The 1,028-nt window shown below is 73.5% G+C and carries 1 protein-coding gene and 1 pseudogene; both read left to right on the top strand.

The window, feature by feature from the left end; genetic code table 11:
• Window positions 1–95, top strand: a pseudogene (locus tag ABT238_RS38740) (roadblock/LC7 domain-containing protein); the annotation flags it as partial.
• Window positions 96–256: 161 nt separating this feature from the next.
• Entirely contained in the window at window positions 257–985 is a 729-nt protein-coding gene (locus tag ABT238_RS38735) for a DUF742 domain-containing protein (protein ID WP_350807421.1), read from the top strand.
• Window positions 986–1,028 lie beyond the last annotated feature (43 nt).

Below are 1,028 nucleotides of genomic sequence, written 5' to 3'. Positions count from 1 at the left end.
TCGTCGGATACGAGATGGCCCTGCTCGTCGACCGCGCCGGCGCCGTCCTCACCCCCGCACTCCGCGCAGAACTCCAGGGCAGTCTCCTGCACTGACGGTCCGTCGGATACCGTCCAGGTATTCGAAGCACCTCCGCGTTCGTCCCGGGCCCGCTTCGGCGGGCTCGGGTTCGGACGTTGTACGGCCTTCGCACCACCGGCTCCGGACCCGTGCCCGAGCTCGCACCGCACCGCCGCACCCTGTGAGGAGAGGAACCGTGACACCGCCCGACGACCGCAGCGGCCAGTACGGCGTTCCGTACCCTGGCACAGGCCATGACGCCTTCGGAGCACCCGGCGTCGTCGGCCACGGTCAGCAGTACGGCCAGCCGCTGCACGGCCAGCACGGCCAGCCCGGCCCGCACTACGGCGGGCCGTCGTACGGCCAGCCGTACGCGCCGGGGCAGTACGGCCAGTACGGCCAGCCCCGGCCCTCGTACGACGCTCCCCCGCCCGGCTACCCGGACGGGACGGTCGGACAGCAGCCCGGTCACCTCTCCGGCCGCGGCCCGGCCGTCGGGCGGCCGGCCGCGTCACCCGGCCCGGCGCCCGGCCACCACGGGCCCGGCCAGGACTTCGGCGACGACTTCGAGGACGAGCCGGACTCCGGCCCGCTGATCCGCCCGTTCGCGATGACCGGCGGACGCACCCGGCCCCGGTACGAGCTCGCCCTGGAGGCGCTCGTCTCCGCCAACGTGGATCCGCAACGCCTGGCCACCCTGCTCCCCGAGCACCAGCGGATCTGCACCCTGTGCACCGAGGTCAAGTCCGTGGCCGAGGTCTCGGCGCTGCTCTCCCTGCCCCTGGGAGTGGCCCGGATCCTCGTGGCCGACCTGGCCGAGGCCGGCCTGGTCGCCATCCACCAGCCCGCTTCCGGCGGCGAAACCGGAAACCAGCCCGACGTCACGCTGCTCGAAAGGGTCCTCAGTGGACTTCGCAAGCTCTAACGCGGCCGCCCCCACCCGCGCCACCACCTCCGCGAAGATCGTC

The organism is Kitasatospora sp. NPDC001527 (genome assembly GCF_040298605.1).
Lineage (GTDB): Bacteria > Actinomycetota > Actinomycetes > Streptomycetales > Streptomycetaceae > Kitasatospora.
The sequence above is the reverse complement of the archived record's forward strand: the minus strand, read 5'-3'. Positions and strand labels throughout refer to the sequence as shown.